The 14,503-nt window shown below is 69.6% G+C and carries 15 protein-coding genes; 7 read left to right on the top strand and 8 right to left on the bottom strand.

Annotation, left to right across the window (positions count from 1 at the left end; all coding sequences use genetic code 11):
• Positions 1-18: 18 nt before the first annotated feature.
• Positions 19-219: a DUF397 domain-containing protein gene (locus ACZ7IB_RS18420; protein ID WP_470913521.1), complete on the bottom strand. Its 201-nt coding sequence runs from the start codon at positions 217-219 to the stop codon at positions 19-21.
• Positions 216-1,094: a helix-turn-helix domain-containing protein gene (locus ACZ7IB_RS18415; RefSeq protein WP_470913519.1), complete on the bottom strand. Its 879-nt coding sequence runs from the start codon at positions 1,092-1,094 to the stop codon at positions 216-218. Before ACZ7IB_RS18415 ends, ACZ7IB_RS18420 begins: the two co-directional genes overlap by 4 nt.
• 129 nt (positions 1,095-1,223) lie before the next feature.
• Here ACZ7IB_RS18415 and ACZ7IB_RS18410 point away from each other — a divergent pair, with 129 nt between their 5' ends.
• Both ACZ7IB_RS18410 and ACZ7IB_RS18405 read left to right on the top strand, forming a co-directional pair.
• Positions 1,224-1,739: an ATP-binding protein gene (locus ACZ7IB_RS18410; protein ID WP_470913516.1), complete on the top strand. Its 516-nt coding sequence runs from the start codon at positions 1,224-1,226 to the stop codon at positions 1,737-1,739.
• A gap of 660 nt (positions 1,740-2,399) precedes the next feature.
• Positions 2,400-3,992 carry an ABC transporter substrate-binding protein gene (locus ACZ7IB_RS18405; protein ID WP_470913514.1) on the top strand — a complete coding sequence of 531 codons (1,593 nt, stop codon included), beginning with the start codon at positions 2,400-2,402 and terminating at the stop codon, positions 3,990-3,992.
• Between the two features lie 231 nt (positions 3,993-4,223).
• Here the strand turns inward: ACZ7IB_RS18405 and ACZ7IB_RS18400 are convergent, their stop codons facing one another.
• The 4 genes from ACZ7IB_RS18400 to ACZ7IB_RS18385 all read right to left on the bottom strand — a co-directional run bounded on the left by ACZ7IB_RS18400 (position 4,224) and on the right by ACZ7IB_RS18385 (position 7,655).
• Positions 4,224-4,538 carry a hypothetical protein gene (locus ACZ7IB_RS18400; protein ID WP_470913512.1) on the bottom strand — a complete coding sequence of 105 codons (315 nt, stop codon included), beginning with the start codon at positions 4,536-4,538 and terminating at the stop codon, positions 4,224-4,226.
• Positions 4,539-4,543: 5 nt separating this feature from the next.
• Complete coding sequence (locus ACZ7IB_RS18395; RefSeq protein ID WP_470913509.1) at positions 4,544-5,446, bottom strand: CPBP family glutamic-type intramembrane protease; 903 nt, start codon at positions 5,444-5,446, stop codon at positions 4,544-4,546.
• A gap of 270 nt (positions 5,447-5,716) precedes the next feature.
• A complete protein-coding gene (locus ACZ7IB_RS18390) occupies positions 5,717-6,211 on the bottom strand; it encodes a DinB family protein (protein WP_470913507.1) in 495 nt (164 codons plus the stop codon).
• A 25-nt stretch (positions 6,212-6,236) separates the two neighbouring features.
• The gene (locus ACZ7IB_RS18385) at positions 6,237-7,655 is read right to left on the bottom strand and encodes an MFS transporter (protein ID WP_470913505.1); all 1,419 of its coding nucleotides are present in this window, start codon (positions 7,653-7,655) and stop codon (positions 6,237-6,239) included.
• 70 nt (positions 7,656-7,725) lie between these two features.
• On the opposite strand from ACZ7IB_RS18385, the gene ACZ7IB_RS18380 reads away from it, so the two are divergent.
• From ACZ7IB_RS18380 to ACZ7IB_RS18365, 4 genes are all read left to right on the top strand, one after another.
• Positions 7,726-8,706: a GlxA family transcriptional regulator gene (locus ACZ7IB_RS18380; RefSeq protein WP_470913503.1), complete on the top strand. Its 981-nt coding sequence runs from the start codon at positions 7,726-7,728 to the stop codon at positions 8,704-8,706.
• 44 nt (positions 8,707-8,750) lie between these two features.
• Positions 8,751-9,461, top strand: coding sequence for an Imm52 family immunity protein (locus tag ACZ7IB_RS18375; RefSeq protein ID WP_470913500.1), 711 nt, complete (start codon positions 8,751-8,753; stop codon positions 9,459-9,461).
• A 136-nt stretch (positions 9,462-9,597) separates the two neighbouring features.
• Positions 9,598-10,317, top strand: a complete 720-nt coding sequence (locus tag ACZ7IB_RS18370) for a DsbA family oxidoreductase (RefSeq protein WP_470913498.1) — start codon at positions 9,598-9,600, stop codon at positions 10,315-10,317.
• A 119-nt stretch (positions 10,318-10,436) separates the two neighbouring features.
• Positions 10,437-11,498, top strand: coding sequence for an aminotransferase class V-fold PLP-dependent enzyme (locus ACZ7IB_RS18365; protein ID WP_470913495.1), 1,062 nt, complete (start codon positions 10,437-10,439; stop codon positions 11,496-11,498).
• A 42-nt stretch (positions 11,499-11,540) separates the two neighbouring features.
• Here the strand turns inward: ACZ7IB_RS18365 and ACZ7IB_RS18360 are convergent, their stop codons facing one another.
• Complete coding sequence (locus ACZ7IB_RS18360; protein WP_470913493.1) at positions 11,541-12,026, bottom strand: MarR family winged helix-turn-helix transcriptional regulator; 486 nt, start codon at positions 12,024-12,026, stop codon at positions 11,541-11,543.
• 157 nt (positions 12,027-12,183) lie between these two features.
• Between ACZ7IB_RS18360 and ACZ7IB_RS18355 the strand changes: the two genes are divergently transcribed.
• On the top strand, positions 12,184-13,260 hold the full coding sequence (locus tag ACZ7IB_RS18355; protein WP_470913491.1) for an alkene reductase: 1,077 nt from the start codon (positions 12,184-12,186) through the stop codon (positions 13,258-13,260).
• A gap of 113 nt (positions 13,261-13,373) precedes the next feature.
• Here ACZ7IB_RS18355 and ACZ7IB_RS18350 read toward each other — a convergent pair whose 3' ends face one another.
• A complete protein-coding gene (locus ACZ7IB_RS18350) occupies positions 13,374-14,399 on the bottom strand; it encodes a VOC family protein (protein WP_470913489.1) in 1,026 nt (341 codons plus the stop codon).
• Positions 14,400-14,503 lie beyond the last annotated feature (104 nt).

The following is a 14,503-nucleotide window of genomic DNA, read 5'->3' as shown; positions in this document are numbered from 1 at the left end:
CGCCGGGCGGTGCGCCGTTCAGCCTCCGGCTGCGTACCGCACGAAGTGCGTCCAGCCGGTGCGGGTGAGTGTCAGGTGGGGGAGGGATGTGTCTTTTGAGTCGCGGACGAGGACCGCGTGATCGGCGGTGGCGACCTCGATGCACTCGCCACCGTCGCCAGCGCTGTAGGTGCTCTTGAACCAGTTGAGCCCGTTGGCCGCATTGCGCCCGATGTTCATAGTTCTCCCAGCAACTTCTCGATCAGAGCCAGGGACTTGTGGGGACTGAGGGCCTGGCCGCGAATGCTTCCGTACCGTGCGGCCAGGATACGTACCTTCTCTGCATCGGTGATCAGCCGGTTCACGCTCTGGACCTCGACGTAACCAACCTGCTGTCGGCCTTTGGGGGTGAGCAGGATAAATGGTCCCTCCAGCGCAGTGTGGTCTTCGCAGGCCATAGGGAGCACCTGGATTGTCGTGCTGCGCAACCGCGAGAGGTGCTGCAAGTGCTTCAGCTGACCTTGACGCACGTCGTGCCCGCCCACTGCCCTGCGGAGCACGGACTCGTCAATGACAGTGCTCACCATGGGAGATGGCCATGTGGTGAGGACTTCCTGTCGTGCGAGCCGGGCCGTGACACGTTGCTCGATCGTGGCCTCATCGAGCGGGGGCTGACGCGACATGAAGGTGGTACGCGCGTATGCCTCCGTCTGTAGAAGCCCCGGGATGGTCAGCGTGCTGAAGAAGTTGATTTCGACGGCCTGGCGTTCCAGCTTCGCATAGTCGTTGAACCACGCAGGGTGCTTCACCCGGGCCCGTGCCTTCGCCCGGGCCGTTTCCTCCTTCGCCGCCCGCAGCAGCCCGCCCGCGTCCAGTAAACCGTCCGCCGCGTCCAGGAACTCGGGCTGTGGTGTTCTGCGTCCCCGCTCCAGTGACCGGATCAGGTCCTCGCTGTACCCGAGTCGGTCGCCCACTTCCCGCTGGGTGAGGCCTGCCCGCTCCCGTAGCAGCCGGAGCTGGCTGCCGATCACGCGGAACAGGTCTGCGGCCTCCTCCGAGTCGTCGTCGCCACCGATCACACCGTCCAGCTCCATTGCTGCCCGCTTTCGTTCCATGGGCCGACCGCGTGCGCCGTCACGTCACGGCGGACAACCGGTACCGGTCGCGTTGCGTACCGGTACGTGCACGCTACGTACCGATGTCGTTGCTGGTCAGCGTACGGTGAGTTGGCCACGCTGAGTGGTGTGACGAGTGAATCCGCAGAGATCGAAATTCCGCAACCGGCAACTCCTGACCAGCAGTTCACGCAGCTGTTCAGTGCCACCCGCCGAGGTGCCCGCCTGGCTCGCCTGCTCGCCGTGGAGCAACTGGTGGCATGGGGATGGCCGCGTGACGGCGAGCGCATCGACGCGGCCGCGCTGGTCGTCGCCGAACTGGCGGCGAACGCGGTCATGCACGGGCGGCTGGACGGGCGGGGGTTCCGTCTCGGGCTTGTTCTCCTCCCGAGCGGACGGCTGCGGATCGAGGCCACGGACCCGTGCGGCGAACGCCTCCCCGCCGCGTGCCGGGAAGCCGTTGAAGGAGGCCGGGGGCTGATCATCGTCGATGCCCTTGCGGCGGACTGGGGCGTACATCCGTACCCGCCGTCCGGCAAGACGGTATGGGCAGAGGTCTCCACGACGCGAACGGGCGTCGGGCGACCTCCTGCAGGTGGTTGCGCACCCTGCCCCGACAACCCACAGGCCCCCGGCGGCAAGTGAGTGCACCCGCACCTCGTCGTACCGGGAATGGTGCCCATCCGCACCCACCGCACGCTATATACGCGTCTGTGCCAGCATGAAGGTACCCATGGCCTACCGACGGACGTCAGGAGCTCGCGTGTTCCGTGGATGATCGACGATTTTCGGCCTCGGTAGTGCGGTGATGGAACGTGATGGTCGTCTGGAGCCGGTGGGAGCCACGGTTTCCGGAGAGCGGCCCACGGTGACGTCATGCGGCCCGTGTGCTGCCCCTTCCGGGTCTTGTTCGCCGGTCAGCCGGGCGGGAGTGACGACCGGGTCGGTCAGCTCGAAAACCATGATCTGATACCAGGCATACCGGGCCAACAGCACCGGCTGGCAGCGGCAATTTTTGGCGCACGATGTGCCATCGCGCAGTGCGGTGGACTACTAGATTGTTCGCGGCACCACGAGACCGACCATGACCTGCCCTCTTTCGTTCACCGGCAGGAAAATTGGCAGCCAGTCACCACGCATGGAATTCCTGGTGAACACCGGGTCCAGGCAGGCTGTCGGTCCGCACCACCGCGCTCGGCCGGGCTGACAGTGCTGGACGGTCGTGGCGTTCGCAGTACTTCCTGACCCGATCCGGTTGTCCGGGGACACCCCCATGGAGCCGGCCGAGAGTATGAGGCACGTTCTGTGAAGGTTCGTACGAGGTGGTCGAGCGCTCTGATCGCCGGGGGCTTGGCAGGGGTGCTGCTGACGGGTTGCGGCTCCCAGGGTGAGATCTGGCCCTTCGACGAGGACAAGGGGAGAATGGTCGTCGGGATGTCCGACGGCATCCTTGCGACGGATCCGGCCGCGGGGTACGACCCGGGGTCCTGGCTGCTGTTCAACAACGTCTTCCAGTCCTTGCTGAGCTTCCCGCCCGGGAGTTCCACCCCTGTGCCGGAGGCCGCCGAGGAGTGTCATTTCTCCGACGGCAGCAAGACCTACACCTGCACCCTGCGTGGCGGGCTGAAGTTCAGCAACGGCAACAGCCTCACATCGGCGGACGTCAAATACTCCTTCGACCGGGCGATCGGGATCAACGACCCGGCGGGACCGGCGCCGTTGCTCTCCACCATCTCGTCGATCAGCACCCCGAGCGAGAAGACCGTCGTCTTCCACCTCAAGGTGCCCGATGCGATATTTCCCAGCAAGATCGCATCGGGTGCCGGTTCCATCGTGGACCGTCAGGTCTATCCCAAGGACAGGCTGCTCAAGGGCGGCAAAACGGTTGGCTCCGGTCCCTACATGCTGGACTCCATCAGTAAGTCGAAGGCCGTCTTCTCGGTCTACTCCGGCTACCACGGAACCGCCGAGGTGAAGAACTCCGGCGTGACGCTGCGACTCTTCCAGGGCGACCAGCAGGCCCTCAAATCCTCCCTGGAGAAGGGCGAAGTCGACATCGCATACCGTGGCCTCACCGCCAAGGCGATAGCTGCCCTGGATGCCTCGCCCACCGCGGGGAAGGACGGCATCGACGTAGTCCAGGGCAGCAGCGCCGAGGTCCAGCACATGGTCTTCAACATGGCCGACCCCGTGGTCGGCAAGATCGCCGTACGCAAGGCCATCGCCTATCTCCTCGACCGCAACTCCCTGTTGAGCGAGGTCTACGAGTCCACGGCGACGCCGCTCTACTCGATCGTCCCGGTCGGTATCACCGGGCACGGCACCTCCTTCTTCGACACGTACGGCGACGGCCCGCAGCCCCAGAAGGCGAAGGATGTCCTGAGGGACTCCGGTATCACCGACAAGGTGAAACTCACCCTCTGGTCCACCCCGAGCCGTTACGGACCCGCCACCGACGACGAACTGCGGGCCATCGCGGCTCAGCTGAACAAGAGCGGACTCTTCGACGCCAGGATGGAAACCGTCCCGTTCGACCAGTACGAGAAGGACATCGCCGACGGCGTGTACGGGGTCTACGTCAAGGGCTGGGTGCCGGACTATCCCGACCCCGACAATTTCACCCAGCCGTTCTTCGGCAAGGGCAACGTCCTGTCGAACAATTACAAGAACAGCGAGATAACCGACCGGATCATCCCGCAGACCTCGTCCATGACCGACCGCGCGAGCACCCGGCAGAAGTTCATGGAGCTGCAGGACATCGTGGCGCGCGAGCTGCCGCTCCTGCCGCTCTGGCAGGGAAAGCAGTACGCGGTCGCCCACGAGAACGTCCGGGGCCTTCAGAATTGCCTGGACACATCGACTGTCTTCCGGTTCTGGGAACTCACCACTGCGTATTAGCCGAGGCCGCGTTCTGCGAGGTCCGCTCGTCGGGCTGTTCTCGCCGCTCCCGGTAACTCAGTCGCTGCCCCTCGACTCCAGCAGGTCGTCCGCCGCGTCCAGGAAGTCCGGCTGCGGTGTCCTGCGCCCCCGTTCCGAGCGGACGGCTGCGGATCGAGGTCACGGACCCGCGTGGCGAACGCCTTCTCCCCGCCGCGTCCTGGGAATCCGTTGAAGGAGGCCGGGGGCTGATCACCGTCGATGCCCTTGCGGTGGACTGGGGCGTACATCCGTACCCGCCGTCCGGGAAGACGGTGTGGGCAGAGACCGGTCCGCGGCCAGTGGCTCGGCCCGCATCGTTGGCCGGGTAAGCGCGTGCTGCTCGATGGTCAGCAGACCGTGGCGCAATGCCCGTGCCGAACCATGGACGACCTTCGCGCACGACTCACCGATCCGCTCATGGACCGATTGCCCGGCCAGAGCTGCGTGACGATGCCGGGCAGCGCTGGACATGTGGTCGGAGCCGGTGCCGGCGTTGGCGCCCGGAGCGACGCTGGTGAACGGCATGGACCTCACGGCACGCGCAAGGCACGACGTGCGATACGGCCACACACGACGAACCCGGCGGCGGCGACCAGCAGATACGCCGGGACGAGCAGCACCGCGTCCGGTGTCGTCTGTTCCACGGACAGGCCCGCGTCACGCTCGTTGCCCTCCAGCATGACCCGGTTGACAGTCAGAAAGGTGAGGTGGGCGCCGATTGCGGCCCACAGCGGAGCGCCGGTCACAGCCGTCCTGGCGGCAACGAGCATCAGGCCGAACACGGTCAGCAGGACGAGATAGTCGACCGGATGCTGCCCGTCCGGGGCCAGCCCGATCGGCGGGGGCTCGTCGCCGACCAGCCGCGCCACCCCGGCCTGCACCACCGTCGAGACACCCGGCACCAGCAGGAAGACTGCCGTGGTGCCCAGGGCCGAGGCCGTCGCCCCGAACCGCTCGCGCAGCGACGTCCAGGTGTAGCCGCGCAGCGTGGTCTCCTCCGGCAGGGCTTCGAGCAGTAACGCGACAACTGTGTTGGAGATGACGAAGCCGGCGAGGGCCGCGGGGTCGGGTCGCCCCCAGTCCAGCATGCCGCCGGCCGTGCCCGCACCCAGTACGAGCGCCGCCGCGGCGGCCGTCACGCCGACGCCGGTGAGGAAGGCGCGCAGACTCAAGCCCGCGCTGCCGAACCCGAGTGAACCGGGGCGCGCGGCGCGAAGGATCAGGGGTACGGCCACAGCGCTGACGAGCGCTGCGGGAATCAGCCGGGCCGGCAGGCCGCCGACCCCGGCGGCATCCGCCAGGGCCGGACCGAGCCCGGTGCCGACGCCGAGCGCCACGGCCATGACGAGGCCACCACCCAGCGCCCGGCCCACGGCCCCGACCCTGTCGGGTGAGGGCGCGGATGCAGGTGCGCGGAGGCGAAGTTCGGACATGGGGGCTCCTGGTCTTCGGCTCGAAAGGGCCCGAGACCCGTCTCGGGCGCCGCCCGGCGCAGTACCTCGGGCGCTCTCCAGCCTCACCTGTCCGCCACGTCATGACCATCGTCCCCGCGGAGGAAACGCCCATACATCCTTTGACGGAGCACGTTCACCGTAGAGCTGGAACCTGCTCGCCCCGGCCCTCGCCGGCAGGAAGAAACCTGGTGGCCGGCCGCCCGGGTGCGCAGCACGTCGATTACCCGGCCAACGATGCCGGCCGAGCCACTAGCCCAGTCGTGCGGTGGTGCTCGCCCCGTCGATCGACTCCCTGATGATGTCGGCGTGCCCCGCGTGCTGGGCCGTTTCCCGCAGGAGGTGCAGCAGGATGAGGCGCGCTGACCAATGAAGTACGACGCCCGGTTTCCAGGGCGCCTCGGGCAGCGGGACCTTCGTGTCCGGGTGGGTCCGCGTGATGACCTCGTCCGTGGCGCGCGCCGCATCCTCGTAGGCGGCGCGCAGTCCACTCACTGTTGCTCCCGCGGGCGTCAGATACTGGCCCGTGTCCCACATGCCGTCAGGTGTCGCGCCGGTGCCGTCGGTCAGAATGTGCGTCCAGACGCGCTCGGCCCGGATCAGGTGGTTCAGGATGCCGCCGAGGGTCAGCCCGCTGGCGGTGGAGCGCTGGGCGAGCTGCGTGTCCGTGGCGTCGAGCACGGTGATGAGCAGGGTCCGCCGTGCCTCGCGCAGTGCTTCCAGGGTCTCCTCGGTCTCAGGAGTCATGAGTTCACCGTAGGAAGCGAATAGGTCAGTTTCCGGCCTTGTTCGACGCGTCCGGCCCGCCGCGTGCCAGCCGGGTCGTCGCGAGGGCGGTCAGCGTCAGTAGTACGGCGCTGATCGCCAGACTCGTGCGCAGACCGTCCTGGAAACCGCCCGCGACCAAGGCACCGAACGCCGCCACGCCCAGGCCGCCGGAGACCTGGCGGGCGGCGTTCAGGACGCCCGCGGCGACACCGGCCCGGTCCGTCGGCACGGCCTCCATCATGGCCGCGGTCAGCGGTGGCAGAGCCAGGCCCGCGCCCAGAGCCAGCGGCACCAGGAGCAGGGACGTCAGGACCAGCGACGTGTCCGTGTCGACGAGCAGCAGGAGCAACAGGCCGCCCACCGAGAGCAGTTGACCGGTCAGTATCGGCAGCCGGGGGCCGTAACGGTTGGCCAGCCTGCCCGACAGCACGTTCACCACCACGAGCAGTCCGGTCATCGGAAGGAACATCAGGCCCGCGGCCAGCGCCGACTGGTCGCGCACCTGCTGGAAGAAGAGGCCGAAGACAAAGATCATTCCGTAGAACGCGACGCTCAGCGCGGAACCGGCCGTCACCGCCACCGCCACCGTCCGGTTGCGGAACAGGCCCAGCGGTACCACCGGATGGGGGTGGCGCGACTCGATGCGGAGGAACGCGGCCAGCGACACCACCGCCACCCCGAGCGCCACCAGGGCCAGGGTTCCGTGCTCGATCACCGCGAAGGCCAGCGCGGCCGGTGCGAGTACGGCGGTCAGCTGGCCCGGCAGGTCCAGCGGCGCGGGGTGGCGGGCCGAGCGGGGTGCGCGGAACGTCAGCGCGAGGGCGATCAGACCCACCGGCAGATTGATGAAGAAGATGGCCCGCCAGTCCCAGGCCGTGGTCAGCGCGCCGCCCGCGACGGGGCCCAGCGCCGCCGCCGTCGTACCGCCCGCCGCCCACAGCGACACCGCACGACCGCGCTGCGCGGGATCGGAGTACGCCTGCCGCACGAGGGCGAGCGTCGTCGGCAGCACGACCGCCGCCGCGATGCCCTGCACCACCCGGAAACCGATCAGCGCCGGGAGGTTCGGGGCCAGGCCGCAGGCCACGGACGCCAGCGTGAACAGGGCGATCCCGGCGGTGTACGCACGGGTCGCGCCGATCCGGTCCGAGAATGCGCCCGTCGACAGCAGCAGTGCGGCGAAGGCGATCGTGTACGCGTCGACCACCCACTGCAGCCCCGTCATCCCGCCGCCGAGTTCCGAGCCCATCGACGGGAGCGCCACATTCACCACCGACGCGTCCAGCATGATCAGCGCGAAGCCGAGCAGGGAGGCCACCAGGGTCAGGGTGGGGGCGGGAGAAGGGGAGGGGCTCTGCGTGCGCCGGTCGCGGGGCAACTCGGCAGCGGAATCCGGTGCTTGAACGAGGTTCTCTGTTGGCATGTGCCAAGCCTGGCGATCGACCCCGGCGTACAGTAGTGGCCTGAATGCCATAGCTCCGGAGGTTCTGGCCATGCCGCCTGTGCACCGTGTCGTCGTCATCTCGGCGCCGCCCGTGTCGATGTTCAACATCGCCATCCCCGAGATGCTGTTCAGCAAGGTCGAGATCGACGGCGCCCCGGGATACGAGACGCTCTTCTGCACCGCGGAACCCGGTCCTGTCCGCACCAGCAGCGGACTCGATGTGCACATCCCGCACGGCCTGGACGTCATCGACACCGCGGACACCGTGATCATCGCCGGCGCCGGCTCCCGCGAGGAGCCCGATCCGCGCATCCTCGCCGCGCTCCGCCGGGCCTTTGCCGACGGCAAGCGCATCGCCTCCATCTGCACCGGCGCCTTCGCCCTCGCCGAGGCGGGCCTCCTCGACGGGCGCGCCGCCACCACGTACTGGACGTACACCGGCGAACTCGGCGACCGCTACCCCTCCGTCGATCTCCAGAAGGACGTCCTCTTCGTCCAGGACGGCACGGTCCTCACCTCGTCCGGCTACGCGGCCGGGATCGACCTCTGCCTCCACATCATCCGTACCGACTACGGCGCGGCCGTCGCGAACGGCGTCGCCCGACTCACCCTCGTCGCTCCGGTACGGCCCGGCGGCCAGACGCAGTTCACCGACACCCCGCTGCCGCCCGAGCGCGGCGTCTCCTTCGCGTGCACCCGCGCCTGGGCGATGCAGCACCTCGACGAACCGCTGACTCTCACCGACCTGGCCCGCAACGCGGGCGTCTCCGTACGGACGCTCTCGCGCCGCTTCCACGCCGAGACCGGACTCAGCCCCCTCCAGTGGCTGCTCCACCAGCGCATCGAGCGGGCCCGCGAACTGCTGGAGACCACCTCCCTCCCCATGGATCAGGTCGCTCGCGCCAGCGGCCTCGGCACCGGCGACTCGATGCGCCAGCACATCCAGCGCCGCCTCGGCCTCACCCCGAGCGCGTACCGTGCCTCTTTCAGCAGGCTGACCGCGGCGCCGGTCGCGGCGGCCACGGTCTGATCCGGCCCGGGCGGGTTCGGGCGTAGGGCGGGGGAGGCAGGACATTGCGACGTGTGGTGCGGGGCTTCTGGGGGCCCCGGGAAGAGTCGGCCGAGGCGCTGACCCGGCGATGGAAGCTCACCCTGGACCGGCTTGCCGAGATCCTTCCGGCGGGTGGCTCGGGAGCCGTGTGGACGTGGCGGCAGATCCATTCGTCCGGGCCCGCCACTGATCTCCCGCCGAACGAGGACTCCCTCCTCGCCGCTCTGCGCGCGGCCCGGGATGCCGACGGCTGGTCGGACCGAGTCGGGTTCGGGCTGCGACTCGTGCTCGCGGGTGGGCCGGGGTGGGAGATCGAGGTCAGCGGGAACGGGGGCGGCGCCTCGGAGTTCCTCCTCCAGTCGATGGTGATCGGTGTCAGATCGCCGGACGACGCCGAGATCTCCGACGGGGATCTCCTTGCTGTCGTCGCCGAGGCGTGGGAGCCCGACTTCGGCGATGTCACCGACGACGATGTGCTCGACGCCTTGGAGGACGATGCGGGTTTCGTTGTCGGTGAGCCCTGCGTCGGCTGGGTCGGCTACCTCTCCCCGGCACGCGCGGCCCTGCTGCCGGCGGACATGGCGGCCTGGTGCAAGGAGCTCGCCGTCGGCGGCGTACTCCTCGACATCGCTTCGCACGGCGACGTGAAGGACGTCGTGCGGGCCAATCTGCGGTTGCGGGAAACCGGTGCGCTGCAGCCGCTGCCGTGCCCGATGGACCGGACCGTGCTGTGACCGTCCGGACCGGTGGGACGCCAGGCCGCGCTCAGCCGGGGAATGAGGGCGTCCGCTCCTGCGTTGTCCACGGGAGCGGAGGGTGGCTCCGCGCCGCCTGAGCTGTACGTACGAGAACACGGAGAGAAGAAGAGACATGCGCGTCGAGATCTGGAGCGACATCGCCTGCCCCTGGTGCTACATAGGGAAGGCCCGCTTCGAGAAGGGCCTGTCGGGGTTCGCCCACCGCGACGAGGTCGAGGTCGTGCACCGGTCCTTCGAGCTCGACCCCACGCATGCCAAGGGCGACACCGTGCAGGTGATCGACATGCTGGCGCAGAAGTACGGGCGCACCCGCGAAGAGGCGAAGGCCATGGAGGCGAACGTCGCGGCCAACGCGCAGGCAGAGGGGCTCGGCTACCTCACCGAGGGCCGCGACCACGGCAACACCTTCGACATCCACCGGCTGCTCCACCTGGCCAAGGCCCGAGGCCGCCAGGACGAGCTGCTGGGCCTCGCCTACCGGGCGAACTTCGCCGAGAAGCGTTCCGTCTTCGACGGTGACGTGCTGGTCGAGCTGGCCGTCGAGGCAGGGCTCGACGCCGACGAGGCGAGTGCCGTCCTCGCCGACCCGGAGGCGTACGCCGCCGAGGTGCGGGCCGATGAGCGCGAGGCGTCCGAGCTCGGGGCCAACGCGGTGCCGTTCTTCGTACTCGACCGCCGGTACGGGATCTCCGGCGGCCAGCCCGCCGAGGTCTTCGCCCAGGCGCTCGAACAGGCGTGGAAGGACCGGCCGCTGACCGCGATCGGCGGGGACGCCGCGGCGTGCGACGCCGACGGTGCCTGCGAGGTCCCGCAGACCGGCAGCAACGCCTGAGCGCGCAGGCCGACGCCGTCGCCCCACACCTCGCTCAGCTGCATACATGAGCATTGCTTGGGTGTACCCCTTGACTCTTCGTAATTGACGAGGAGTCAAGGGGGCTTCAGGCTGGGCTCATGGAGACTACTTCGCTCAGCCGTGCGGTGGACGACGAGTTCGCGCCGGAGACCGCCTACCTCAACACCTCCACCTGTGGGCTGCTGCCCCGGCGCACCGTGGACGCGGTGAGGGCGCTCGCCGAGGCGATCGCCACGGGGCGCAGGGCCGGCTCCGGCGACTTCGAGGCGGTGGACGCGGCCCGGGCCGGCTTCGCCCGCCTCGCCGGTGTCGACGCCGACCGGGTCGCCACCGGCAGCTCGGTCTCCGTACACGTCGGGCTGATCGCGGCCTCGCTGCCGGCGGGGGCCGAAGTCCTGGTGCCCGAAGGGGAGTTCAGCTCCGTCGTCAGCCCGTTCGCGGTCCGTGGCGATCTCAAGATGCACTACGTCCCGCTGGACGGGCTGGCCGACGCGGTACGGCCCGGCACCGATCTCGTCGCCTTCTCCTCCGTGCAGTCCGCCGACGGCCGGATCGCCGATCTGGACGCGGTACGTGCGGCGGCCGCCGCCCACGGCGCCCGGACGCTGCTCGACGCCACCCAGTCGGCCGGCTGGCTGCCGCTGGACGCCGGGGCGTACGACTACACCGTCACCGGCGGCTTCAAATTCCTGCTCTGCCCGCGGGGTGCGTCGTTCCTCACCGTCACCGAGGAGGCGCAGCGCACCCTGCCGACCGTCTTCGCCGCGTGGGTCGCCTCCGACGACCCCGGGAACAGTACGTACGGCCCGGTCGGGCGGCTCTCCCCGACCGCCCGGCGCTACGACGAACCGCCGGCCTTCCTCTCGTACCACGGCGCCGAGCACTCCCTCGCGCTGCTGGGCGAGGTCGGCATCGACGCCGTCCACGCCCACGCCACCGGGCTCGCCGCCCGCATGCGGGCCGGGCTGGCCGGGCTGGGGCACGAGGCGGTGCCGGGGGAGTCGGCGATCGTGGCCGTGCCCGGACTCGGCGGGCGGGAGCCGGAGCTGGCGCGGGCCGGGGTGATGGTCGCGAACCGGGCGGGGAGTCTGCGCGCGGCCTTCCACCTGTACAACACGGAGGCCGATGTGGACCGTGCCCTGGACGTGCTCTCCGGCTGAACCCGCCCGGATGCCGGCCGGCCCCGTCCGGACGCCGGAGGATCAGCGGCGCTCGGGGCAGTTCTCGGTCTCGTGGCAGAGGTTCTCCTCGACCTTGGCGAGCAGCCGGGCCAGCTCCTTGCGTTCGGCCGGGTCCAGCCCGGCGAGGGTGTGCTCCTCCAGATTCGTCCAGGCACGCTCGACGTCGGCGTGCAGCGCGCAGCTGTCGTCGGTGGCCTCGACCAGGACGGCCCTGCGGTCGTCCGGGTCGGGGCAGCGGCGGACGTGCCCGGTCTGTTCGAGGCGCTGGAGCATCTTGGTGACGGTGGAGGGGTCGAGGTCGACGGCCTTGATCAGCTCGGACTGGCGCACCGCACCCGCGTCCCACAGATACATCATCAGGAATTCCTGGCCGGGGTAGAGCCCGAGCCCCTTGAGCAGCTTGCCCGCGGCGAACCGGTGCAGCCGGGCGATCCGTGAGACGGCATGGCTGACGGGGCCGCCGAGGGCGGCGCTCGGCAGGTCGGTACAGGCGGGGTCGGCCTTCATCGGGACTCCTCGGGGTGGTGTCGGGCGGCGCTGCAGATGGGTCGGGAGCGCGGAGCCGGTCGCTTTCTGCGAACTTTACCTTGGTCGGCCAATTAATGGGTTACAGTGGCGCGCAGCGCAGATAGTTGGCCGACCACATAATTTTTCTGGAGCTTCCATGACCACCGCATTCGACCCGATCGACCTGTCCGGTACCCAGCTCGCCAACCGCATAGCGATGGCCCCGATGACCCGCAGCCGGGCCGGTGAGGGCGGCATTGCCACGGATCTCGTCGCCGAGTACTACGCCCAGCGCGCGTCGGCGGGCCTCATCATCACGGAGGGCATCCAGCCGTCGGCGGTGGGCCAGGGCTACCCCTCCACTCCTGGGCTGCACAGCGCGGAGCAGGTCGCGTCCTGGCGCAAGGTCACCGCCGCGGTGCACGCGGCGGGCGGCCGGATCTTCGCCCAGCTCATGCACGCCGGCCGGATCGGCCACCCGGACCTGCTGCCGGACGGGCTCACCCCGGTCAGCGCCTCCCCACTCAAGCCCGCCGGTCAGCTCTACACCGGCGCGGGGCTGGAGGACTTCACCGCACCGCGCGAACTGACCGGCGACGAAGTCCGGCAGACCATAGCCGACTTCGCGGCGGCCGCCCGCAACGCGGTCGACGCCGGCTTCGACGGGGTCGAACTGCACGGCGCCAACGGCTACCTCATCCACCAGTTCCTCGCGCCCAACACCAACCTGCGCAACGACGAGTGGGGCGGCTCCGAGGAGGCCCGTATCCGGTTCGCCGTCGGGGTGGTCAAGGCCGTCGCCGCCGAGATCGGCGCGGAGCGGACCGGGCTGCGCATCTCGCCCGGAAACCCGTACAACGACATCGACGAGCCCGCGCCGGACTCCGTCTACACCGCGCTGGTACAGGAGATCGAGCCGCTCGGCCTCGCCTACCTGCACGTCCTGGAAGCGGCGGAGATCCGCGAGCTGACCCTCGCGCTGCGCAAGCAGTTCTCCGGCACCTTGATCCTCAACGCGCTGACGGACGGGCCGACCGGACCGGACGACCACTCGCTGATCGACGACGGGATCGCCGACATCATCTCGTACGGTGCCCTGTTCATCGCCAACCCGGACCTGCCCGCCAGGCTGAAGGCCGGCGGCCCGTTCAACACCCCGGACCCGTCGACCTTCTTCGGCGGGGACGCGAAGGGATACGTCGACTATCCGGCGCTGGACGCCGTTCAGTCCTGAGGCCGCGCGGGTCGCCGGGTCGCGGCTAGGGCCCGGCGTCCCCGAAGAGGTTCAGCACATCCTCCTGCCGGCTCGATTCCGGCAGCGCCCCCCGGGCCGCCCGCGCCCTCCCGCTACCCCCGGCCCGACTCCTCCAGCGGCGCACTGTGCCACTTCCACGAGGTGACCCGGGGATGGCCGGGCAGTTCGCCGCGGCCGGTGGCCCAGAGCAGGACGGCCCATCGGTCGGTGTCCTTCGGGGCGTCCGGGAACAGCCGGGCCACTACCCGGTCGCAGAGGCCCGCGGGCGGGGTCCAGGAGACATCCAGGCTCGCGGCGAGGTCATGCACGTGCACCAGGGTCTCCACGATGCCCATGGCGGCGAAGCCCTCCGGGTCGGACGCCCCGTAGGAGTGGTACGAGCGGACCTCGGGCGAGGCCGTCCGTACCATCGCCGCGAGCAGCGCGCCGCTCGCCTCCAGCGTCTGGAGCAGTCCGGAGGGTCCGGCCGACCGGTCCGCGAAGATCGCGTTCGCCGGACCGTCCTTGTGCTCGGCGCTCCAGCGGTAGGGGACGTACGTGTCCAGCGACGGTTGCCGCGGGCCCAGTTGGGCCGCGTAGGAGAAGAGATCGTCGCTCAGATGCTCCGCGGTCTCCCAGCAGTCCCACTCCAACGTCCCGGCCGGGACCAGCCAGTTGTCCACCGAGGACTCCCGGAGTGTGTCGACCGCGAGGCGGACCGCGGTGGTCACGTCGTCTGCCGTGACCGGCAGCCGGCTTCCGGTCAGTGCAGCCCGTTCCGCCGCACTGCACTCGACGCAGAACTCATTGCCCTCCGGATCGGCGAGTGTCGCCCAGCCCCGCCCGTTCGGCCTGCGGTGGTCGGCCACCAGGGTGGCGCCCAGGCCGAGCAGCCGCTCCACCTCCTCGTCGCGGGTGCGGTCCTGCGGCTGAATGTCCAGGTGCAGTCGGTTCTTGGCGCTCTTCGGCTCCGGCACCGAGATGAACAGGAGCGCGGCACCGGGGGCCTCGACGAGTGCCTCGGGATCGCCGGGGGCGTCCTCGTCGGAGAGCGGGGCGCCGAGTACCCCGGACCAGAAACCGGCGAGCTCGTAGGCGTCGGCGCAGTCGATCGTGATGTGACGTACGAGTGAAGTCATGGGCCCCACTGTCGCCGTTCACGGCCGTTACGGTCCACCAGGTTTGGAGAGGGGGTGGGGCGACGGATGCCGCCCCATCCCCTGCCCGGTTCAGCTCGCCGACA

The organism is Streptomyces sp. NPDC037301 (assembly GCF_055602785.1).
This window is presented reverse-complemented; position numbering and strand designations above follow the sequence as displayed.

Coding starts and splice junctions, on each gene's coding strand:
- ACZ7IB_RS18360 (WP_470913493.1), bottom strand. CDS start 12,026: ATGAAGGCCGACCCCGCCTGTACCGACCTGCCGAGCGCCGCCCTCGGC.
- ACZ7IB_RS18365 (WP_470913495.1), top strand. CDS start 10,437: ATGGAGACTACTTCGCTCAGCCGTGCGGTGGACGACGAGTTCGCGCCG.
- ACZ7IB_RS18370 (WP_470913498.1), top strand. CDS start 9,598: ATGCGCGTCGAGATCTGGAGCGACATCGCCTGCCCCTGGTGCTACATA.
- ACZ7IB_RS18400 (WP_470913512.1), bottom strand. CDS start 4,538: ATGCCGTTCACCAGCGTCGCTCCGGGCGCCAACGCCGGCACCGGCTCC.
- ACZ7IB_RS18350 (WP_470913489.1), bottom strand. CDS start 14,399: ATGACTTCACTCGTACGTCACATCACGATCGACTGCGCCGACGCCTAC.
- ACZ7IB_RS18395 (WP_470913509.1), bottom strand. CDS start 5,446: ATGTCCGAACTTCGCCTCCGCGCACCTGCATCCGCGCCCTCACCCGAC.
- ACZ7IB_RS18390 (WP_470913507.1), bottom strand. CDS start 6,211: ATGACTCCTGAGACCGAGGAGACCCTGGAAGCACTGCGCGAGGCACGG.
- ACZ7IB_RS18355 (WP_470913491.1), top strand. CDS start 12,184: ATGACCACCGCATTCGACCCGATCGACCTGTCCGGTACCCAGCTCGCC.
- ACZ7IB_RS18385 (WP_470913505.1), bottom strand. CDS start 7,655: ATGCCAACAGAGAACCTCGTTCAAGCACCGGATTCCGCTGCCGAGTTG.
- ACZ7IB_RS18415 (WP_470913519.1), bottom strand. CDS start 1,094: ATGGAACGAAAGCGGGCAGCAATGGAGCTGGACGGTGTGATCGGTGGC.
- ACZ7IB_RS18420 (WP_470913521.1), bottom strand. CDS start 219: ATGAACATCGGGCGCAATGCGGCCAACGGGCTCAACTGGTTCAAGAGC.
- ACZ7IB_RS18380 (WP_470913503.1), top strand. CDS start 7,726: ATGCCGCCTGTGCACCGTGTCGTCGTCATCTCGGCGCCGCCCGTGTCG.